The organism is Halanaerobiales bacterium (assembly GCA_035270125.1).
Lineage (GTDB): Bacteria > Bacillota > Halanaerobiia > Halanaerobiales > DATFIM01 > DATFIM01.
The window spans coordinates 1-8,700 of record DATFIM010000228.1; the positions used below are offsets into that span (position 1 = coordinate 1).

The following is an 8,700-nucleotide window of genomic DNA, read 5'->3' on the forward strand; positions in this document are numbered from 1 at the left end:
TTTTATCTAAATTATAAATCAGTATCTTTCCAATCACTAAAATATTTGTCCTCTAACTCAATTATATGGTCATGTATTTCTCTTCTAAAAGATAAAAAATCATTCATTAACTTTCTTCCTTTTTCAGTAAGTTCAGAGCCACCACCAGCTCTCCCTCCAACTCTTTTTTCAATTAATTTAAAACCAAGATTATCTTCTATTTTATTAATTAGCTTCCAGGCCTGACTATAGGACATATTCATATCTTCAGCAGCTTTTTTAAGTGAACCAAAATGGTCTATTCTAACTAAAATATCACAGGGGCCATCACCAAATATCTTTTCTTCTCCCTCAAGCCAAAATTTATAATTTAAAAACCAACTATTATTTTTTTCAGCTTTCTTTTTTCTATATAATTTATATTCATCATAATAATCTAAATCAATAATAACTTCTTCTTTATCTATTTCATAAAAAAATATTTTTTCTGGTCTTTCCTTTATCAGCTTTCGCAGCCCCCCAGGGCCATCTATCCCATCAATCTCCCTCTCGAGAAAATCCCGTTTAATGATAACAGGATGACCTCTTTTTCCCTTATATACAGGGACCAGACATTCTTTATCAACTGAAAGATATCTATCTATTATATCACTAAATAATTTTTTGTCAATAAGTGGTTGATCTCCTAATGCTATCATTATATGTTTAATTTTAGGATCCATATCTTTTATTCCTGCTCTAATAGAAGTATGCATACCATTATCATAATTTTCATTAATTACAATACTCACTTTTTCATTTTCATAATTTTTTATTTTATCTTTAATCCTAGCTGCATTATGTCCTAAAACAATTGTTAGCTCATCTATTTTATTTAACTGTAAAATTTCATTTATACTTTCTTCAAGCAAAGTATCTCCAGACCAATTTAAGAGCTGTTTTTGTATTCCCATTCGACTTCCCTTACCTGCTGCAAGTAAGATAGCTCTGATCATTTTTAGTCCTCCATTTTTTTAATTGACTTTAATATATCTTTATATATATACTCTCTATTATCTTCTGTAACCACTATTGGATCTTTTTCTAATAAACCTCTAACTTTATCTAAAAATTTATTTTTTTCTAATTTAATAACTCCCAAAACTAATTTATCACTTTTTAGAAGTTCTATAACTTTATTTTGAAAATCATGAGCTTTTATTTCAAAACGACCTAATTCATCCATAATTATAATATCTTTTTTTCTTCCCTTTTTTAATAATTCAACTCCATAATTATCAAATACCTCAGAATCCAGCTTTATGTTTTGATTTTTATCCTTCCAGGCAAAAGTTCCCTTTTCTTTAAGTTTATTTACCTTTTCTCTATCATCTTCAAGAAAAATATTAACTGGTAGTAGATAAAAAGAGGACCAGCCTAACTGACCCTGGTCCCTGCCTACCATAAAACCTCCAGGAGCTAAATCTAATTTAGCTAAAATCCTCTTTATGGTATAAGTCTTACCAGTATTCATTCTACCTGTCATAAAGATATTATTGCCCATTTTATCATTCCTCAGTTTTTGCTTTTATAAATTTACCATATCCTTTTTTAGCTTTTAATTTATTATCTTTAACTAATATATTTCCTCTAAGTATAGTTAAATAAGTATCTCCTATTATATCCAGACCTTCATAAGCAGTATATTCTGATTTAGAATGTAAATCAGCTGCTTTTAACTTTCTTTTCTTATTTGGGTCATATACCAGGATATCTGCATCACTACCTTCTTTTAAGCTCCCTTTTTGAGGATAAAGACCAAAAATTTTAGCTGGATTAGTACTTGTACTTTCAATTAATTGTTTTAAACTAATTTTCCCCTTTTCATAACCATAAGTATATATAAGTGGAAATAGGGTTTCCACACCTGCTATACCTGGATAAGTATCAAAAACATCATTTCCTTCATCTTTTTTTTCTTTTGAGAATGCACAATGGTCAGTGGCAACTACATCTATATTATTATCTTTTAATCCTTTCCATAATGCTTTATTATCTTTACTTTTTCTAAGAGGAGGGGTCATAAAATTATAGCTAGCTTCTTTTCCTTCTAATAAATCTCTAGTTAATAGTAAATAATGGGGAGTAGTTTCAACATTAATATCTACTCCTTTTTTTCTTGCCTTTAATGTCTCTTCATAACCTTTTTCAGAAGAAAGGTGGACTATATAGAGTTTTGCTCCATTTTTTTGGGCATATTTACTTAGTTTTTTAATAGCTTCTTTTTCTGCTTCTGCCGGTCTAATATCAGGATGATATTTATAATCAGTTTTAGCCTGATTTTTATATTCCTCCTGCTTTTTTTCGATAATCTCATTATCCTCAGAGTGAACAGTTACCACTATATTTAAATCTGCTGCTTTATTAAAAATTTTTTCCATCTTTTCTTCATCCAGCATATAAATATTTTTATAAGTGGTAAAAAGTTTTAAACTTGATATACCTTTTTTAGGTAATTTTTCAATTTCTGAAAGATGTTTATCAAGCTGAAAGTCATCATTTATTACTAGATGAAGAGTATAATCTAAAATAGTTTTATCTTTTGCTTTTTTTATTCTATCTTCTATTCCCCTTATAAGAGAATCTTTATTCATATCAGCATAATCAATAAAAGTAGTTACTCCCCCATAAGCAGCTGAAATACTTCCCTGATAAAAATCATCATCTGCTACAGTTCCTCGAGATTCTAATTGAAAATGAACATGACTATCTATTATTCCAGGAAAAACATATTTCTCACTTATATCAATCACTTTTTCATTTTCTTTTTTAGTTAATGTACTGGAAATTTTTTTTATTTTTTCACTCTCAATTCGGAGATCACCTTTATTTAATTTGCCTTTTTTTTCATTATAAATAAGACCATTTTTAAGTAACATCATCTCCCTCCTTGAGATTAATTATTTCTAATAAAATATCAACCTGACCACCGCAGATACCTCCAACCTGAGCGGCATCTTCATTGGATATATCAAAATGAAGTTTTTTATTTATCTCTTTGTCATCATCTTTTAATAGTTCAACTGCCTTATCATAAACTTCTTTTTCAACAGCTCCTCCACCTATTGTTCCAAAAATTTTCTCATTTTCAAAAATCAACATTGCTGCACCACTATCTCTTGGAGAAGAACCAGAAGCTTTAAAAATAGTAGCTAAAGCTAATTTATCATTATCACATTCAGTAATTTTTTTTGCGATTCTATGCTTCATTTTGACCCCTCCTTACCGAAATGATTTTACTCATAATTGAAACAGCTATTTCAGCTGGTGTTTCACTACCAAGATTAATTCCAATTGGTGCATCTACTTCATCTATTTTTTCCTGAGAAACTTCTTTTTCTTCCTTTAACTGTTCAAAAGTCAACTTAACCTTATGATTACTACCAATCATCCCTATATATTTTGCAGATGAATCAATAACCTCTTTTAAAACATCATAATCATGTTGATGACCTCTGGTCACAATAACTATATAATCATCAGGTCGGGCTTGATATTCTTCTAAAAAAGAATTATATTCCCTGGCTATCAAACTATCTGCTGTAGGAAAATAACCTCTATTTAGAAGTCCTTCTCGATCATCGATAACATTAACAGTAAAACCTGCTATTTTAGCTATTTTAGCAAGAGGTTGACCCACATGTCCACTTCCAAAAATCACTAAACGCGGTTCATCATGAATAGGGTCTAATAATAATTCTATTTTATCATCAATTTTAATTATTTCTGATTTTTCTTTTTCAAAAATATCTTCATTTTTTTCGAACTCTTTTTTTATTTTTTTTAATAAATTTTCATTTTCTAAAGTTGTAAATATTCCATTTTCACTTGATAATAATACTTTTTCACCAAAAAAATCATAATCCATAGTTTCTGAGGAAAGAACAGTGGCTAAAATTAGTTTTTCTTTTCTTAAATCAGTATTAGAAATTTTATTATATATGTCTGCTTTTTTCATTAAAACCATCCTTTCGTTAATTCTGGCTTAAATGCAAAATAGCTTCTAAAACTCCACCTGCTACTGCTAAAGATTTATCTGATATTCTATAACAATATTTTTCTTCATCACGAGGATCAATATCTCCGATTTTCCAATCTTTTTTGACTTCTCTTCCCCAGGAAATTTGACCTCTAATAACTCCAGTTATTTTAGCTCTTATTGGTTCACCACTTACATAACCAAAAATTTCACCTTTTTCTATATGTTCACCAATTTCTTTATCACTATCAAATTTACCATTCTGAGGGGCATATAAAACTCTATCTTTAGTAATACCCATAACCTCTCCCGGTTCTCCAGTATAGGCCTCTGGTTTGCCATCATAAATTACTCTTCCCAGATAATGACCGCGATTTGTTTCTATTACTGCATTTACATCTTTTTTTGCCTCAAAACCAGGACCAAGTCCTATTACTATTTCTGCTTCGTTTTTATTGGTAGAATTATTTCTTTTCATCATTCTTCCATCAATTATTACATCTGCTTCAAAATGTTTTTTAAAATATGACCAGAGATCATTTATAAAGACAGGAATATGTCCTTCCTCTAATGCTTTTTCAAATTCATCTTCATTTTTTACATAAACACCTTTAACACCTTCAATCTTATGACTTCCGTGATATATAGCTTCAGCAAAAGATACTCCTCTTCTGACCATTTTAGGTTTGGGAATATCACAAATAGCTACCTTAAAACCACTTTGATATAATCTATAAGCTGTTCCTGAAGCTATATCACCACCACCTTTAATTAAAACACAAACATCATTTATTCCTTTCATAATTATCACCTCAATTTAATATTTTAATAACAGGATTTCTTTTTTTAGTATCAGCTAAAATAACTTTTTCAATTCCTGATTCCCGTAATTCTTGACCTATATCTAAAGCTATCTCATAACCACAACTGCTCACCTGATTTAATACAACTATAAATTCATCAAATTTATCTCTATAATATCCATAACTTCTTTTATCAGTTATTATCTTAGTTATCATCTCCTTATCTATAATAGAACTGGAAGTTAATTTTTTTATTTTACTTACCCTATGACATGTTCTTTTACTAATCTTTTTACCAAAATCTTTTAATCCCATAACAGTTATTAATTTCGTAGTTGATTTAGGAACAACCGGTTCATAATCAGCAGGTGCTTTAATTGATTTCATTGCTGCTCCATCACCTTCAACAATAATTATTTCATCCGTAAATCTAGAATGTAATCTATCTACCCATTCTGGTTTTATTCCTTTTAATTTGTTTTTACCATTTTCCAGTTCTTTAACAAGTTTAGTAACAATAAATATGTTATCATTACTTTCCCTTCTTATTTTAACAATATTATCCTTGATTTGTCCATAATTTTTATTAATAATCTTATTTTTTTTAATATTTGTTAAAGACTGAATATGAGTAGTAGTTGTAATAATTAAATTTTTATTTATTTCACTGGCCAAAATTTTTAAAATAGATGTTTTTCCTCCTGCCCCAACTAAAGTTATAACATCTTCTTTATCTACCATTAAGAAATTACTAAAATCATCAACCATTAGATCACCTCTTTTATTTCAGTTGTATTCTCAGTCCCCATTTCCACTTTTTTAGCTAAATCATCTACTATAATTTCAGCTTCATAAGCTTCACTTAGATTATTGGAATTCATAACTTTTTTAGTATCTCCAGAAGTTAAAATTTCTCCTTCTTTGATAATTATAACCTGATCACTATATTTTAACGCCAGATTGGGATCATGTAGAGCAGTAACTACACCTTTTTTCTTTTTAGTTAATTTTTGCAATTCCTGTAAAATAAGATGCTGATTTTTAAAATCAAGATGAGAAGTAGGTTCATCAAAAAGCATATATTCAGTATTTTGAAGTAATGCTCTGGCAATTAAGACAAGCTGTCTTTCTCCTCCACTTAATTCATTATAATTTCTATCAGCCATTTTCAGGATATTCAATTTTTTCATTATTTTTTTAGCTTTATCGTAGACAGATTTTTCAGGCTGTTTACCAAAAGCTAAATAAGGAGTTACTCCCATAATAACAACATCTATACTTTTATAGGAAAATACAGAATTATGTTCCTGAGGGACCATACTTATTTTTTGAGCAATTTCTTTTTGTTTTAAATCAGTTAAATTTGTCTCATCAATAAAAATCTGACCACTGTCTTTTTTTATTATTCCATTTAATGTTTTAATAATTGTTGTTTTCCCTGATCCATTAGCACCTAAAAGACAGGTTAATTTACCTCTTTTAAGAGAAATATTTATATTTTTAAGTATCTTTTTTTCTCCATAGCTAAAATTTAAATTTTTTGTTTTAATCATTATTTACACCTCATTTGTTTTGCCAAAAATATAGAACACTTTGTTTATTATTTTCTATCCAGAGATAGTCATCTTTTTCTTTAAGGTGATTTTTTAAAAAAGATTTTAATATATTTAACTCATTTTTTTCTAAATTATAATGGAAACGAAAAAAATCAACTGCTTCTGTAAAATTTAAAAAAGGTTGGCCAAACTGATAATTAAATTCTTTTTTCTTAAAATCTATTTTCATTTTTTTAAGTAATTTTTCCACATCTCTATAATTACAGCGATGTACCCTTTGTTCTCTGCCAAGTTTTTTAAACAATATATCACTTGAAAAAGAATGTCTTTTTCTTTCACCAGGTACAAATAAAAATACATAATCACTTATTAGCTCTCTCATTTTTTCTAAAGATGCTTTAGTACCCACAACTTCTTCTCCACTATAAGCAGTAATTAAAGAGTTGATTTCATATTCATTAGAAATTTTTATTTTATTCCAGTCACCCTTTTTTGTTATAATCTTTGATTTCAGCTTTTTCTTTTCTGCTAATTTATCTAAATAAGCTAACATTTCTTTTGAATAATCCAGGGCGATTACTTTATTAACAATTTCTGCTAATGACAGAGCAAAGGTACCAATACCTGTTCCAACATCAATTATAGTATCTCTATCATTTAAATAATCTTCTATAAATTTTATAACATTTTGAGGATATTCACAATTTTTTAAAGCTCTATTATACCAATCCATCTCTCTTTTAGTCCAATTCATGGCAAACCTCCAGTTAATTAATTTTAACCCCAACCTGAATCTTTACGGGTAATAAGTAAATAAGCAAAAAATGGAGCTCCAACAAATGCTGTGATAATACTTATCGGAATTTCTGCAGAAGTTAAAGTTCTGGCTATATTATCCATTATAAGCAAAAATATTGGTCCTAAAATAATTGTCTGAGGTATCATAATTTTATGATCTGAACCAACTAAATATCTTGCAATATGAGGGATAACCAGTCCTATCCAGGTAATTTGACCTGTAGCTGCAACTGAAGCTGCAACCATAAAGGTACTAAAAGAAATAAGTAATATTCTAATCAGTTTAACATTAACCCCCATTGATATTGCTTCTTCATCTCCCATAGACATTACATTTAAATACCATCTCATCAAATAAATAATTATAATTCCTACAACTATCAATGGTAAAATAAATTTTACTTCCTGCCAGCTTGCTCTACTAAAACCACCCATCAACCAGAACACTATTCCTGGCAGTTCGTCTAAGGGATCAGCCAAATATTTTAAAATAGATAACATAGCATTAAAAAGAGAACTAACTACAATACCAGCTAAAACCATTTTCATAACATTTTGGCCCTGGCTCAATTTGGAAATGAAAAAGGTTAAAGCTACAGCTATAACCCCAAATATAAATGATAATCCATAAATCCAAAATATAGAACCCTCAGTGATTAACATCCCCAGGGCCACTCCAAAACCTGCTCCAGCACTAACTCCCAATATATTGGGAGAAACAAGAGGATTATGGAAAATACTTTGATAAACTGATCCAGTTACAGATAATGCTGAACCTACTGCCATCACGAGAATAATACGAGGTAGGCGGATATAATAAAATACCCGCCAGTCATTACCTTTTACTGATTTTGTACCAAAAATTAACTGTCTTAAAGTATTAAATACCTTTTTTATATCTAAAGAATATCTGCCAATTATAAGAGAAAACAAGAATACAACAACTAAAATAATTAAACTATATTCCAATTTTCCCATTTTATGTTTTTTAGTTTTTAATTCTTTTTCTTTCAATTAAGTTCACCATCATATTCAGAAAATGTTTTTCCATAAAGTTCTTTATAAAAATCATTAACTATTTTTTCTAAAGATAGATCAGCAAACTTTTCTGGATAAACTTTTTTGGCAAGCCAGGGTATTATCAAAGCTGAAGAAGGACTTGGATAATCCCATGGTTCTAAATTAGAGGGAATTCTATCTATATTGTTATCTTGAAATGCTGAAATAGATTGATATTTTTCTTCATTTTTTAGTTTATCCAAACTTTTTCTATAAAATTGAGATACAATTATATAATCAGGATTCCATTTTATTAATTCTTCTGAAGATGCTTTTATAAAACCTTTTTTTGCCTTTTTAGCAGGATTAATTGCTCCTGCTTTTTCTATCAGATCAGTCTGTAATATATTTTCTCCAACTGTATCTAAAAGCTCTGAATTAGCAAAATAAACTTTTTTTCTTTCAGATTCAGCAATATTTTTAGTTCTTTCACTTATCTTCATTATTTTTTGATACTGTTCATCAACCTTTTTTGCTTTTTTTTCTA

The 8,700-nt window shown here is 28.8% G+C and carries 11 protein-coding genes; all 11 read right to left on the minus strand.

Annotated elements, in window-relative coordinates; translation table 11 throughout:
- Positions 1–11 precede the first annotated feature (11 nt).
- Positions 12–974, minus strand: a complete 963-nt coding sequence (locus tag VJ881_11345; protein ID HKL76649.1) for an NTP transferase domain-containing protein — start codon at positions 972–974, stop codon at positions 12–14.
- A 2-nt stretch (positions 975–976) separates the two neighbouring features.
- On the minus strand, positions 977–1,522 hold the full coding sequence (locus VJ881_11350; GenBank protein ID HKL76650.1) for a nucleoside-triphosphatase: 546 nt from the start codon (positions 1,520–1,522) through the stop codon (positions 977–979).
- 4 nt (positions 1,523–1,526) lie between these two features.
- Positions 1,527–2,897 (minus strand): dihydropyrimidinase, encoded by a 1,371-nt coding sequence (gene hydA / locus VJ881_11355; protein ID HKL76651.1) that lies wholly within the window; start codon positions 2,895–2,897, stop codon positions 1,527–1,529.
- A complete protein-coding gene (locus VJ881_11360; protein HKL76652.1) occupies positions 2,887–3,228 on the minus strand; it encodes an XdhC family protein in 342 nt (113 codons plus the stop codon). The genes hydA and VJ881_11360 overlap by 11 nt, the downstream gene beginning before the upstream one ends.
- Entirely contained in the window at positions 3,218–3,976 is a 759-nt protein-coding gene (locus VJ881_11365; GenBank protein ID HKL76653.1) for an XdhC family protein, read from the minus strand. The genes VJ881_11360 and VJ881_11365 overlap by 11 nt, the downstream gene beginning before the upstream one ends.
- A gap of 16 nt (positions 3,977–3,992) precedes the next feature.
- On the minus strand, positions 3,993–4,799 hold the full coding sequence (gene yqeB, locus VJ881_11370; GenBank protein HKL76654.1) for a selenium-dependent molybdenum cofactor biosynthesis protein YqeB: 807 nt from the start codon (positions 4,797–4,799) through the stop codon (positions 3,993–3,995).
- A 10-nt stretch (positions 4,800–4,809) separates the two neighbouring features.
- Positions 4,810–5,568, minus strand: coding sequence for a selenium cofactor biosynthesis protein YqeC (gene yqeC, locus VJ881_11375; protein ID HKL76655.1), 759 nt, complete (start codon positions 5,566–5,568; stop codon positions 4,810–4,812).
- A complete protein-coding gene (locus tag VJ881_11380) occupies positions 5,568–6,353 on the minus strand; it encodes an ABC transporter ATP-binding protein (protein ID HKL76656.1) in 786 nt (261 codons plus the stop codon). The genes yqeC and VJ881_11380 overlap by 1 nt, the downstream gene beginning before the upstream one ends.
- Positions 6,354–6,363: 10 nt before the next feature.
- A complete protein-coding gene (locus tag VJ881_11385) occupies positions 6,364–7,110 on the minus strand; it encodes a class I SAM-dependent methyltransferase (GenBank protein ID HKL76657.1) in 747 nt (248 codons plus the stop codon).
- A gap of 23 nt (positions 7,111–7,133) precedes the next feature.
- On the minus strand, positions 7,134–8,168 hold the full coding sequence (locus VJ881_11390) for an iron ABC transporter permease (GenBank protein ID HKL76658.1): 1,035 nt from the start codon (positions 8,166–8,168) through the stop codon (positions 7,134–7,136).
- Positions 8,165–8,700 (minus strand): ABC transporter substrate-binding protein (locus tag VJ881_11395; protein HKL76659.1); only part of this gene is annotated, 536 nt, incomplete at its 5' end. The genes VJ881_11395 and VJ881_11390, both read right to left, overlap by 4 nt.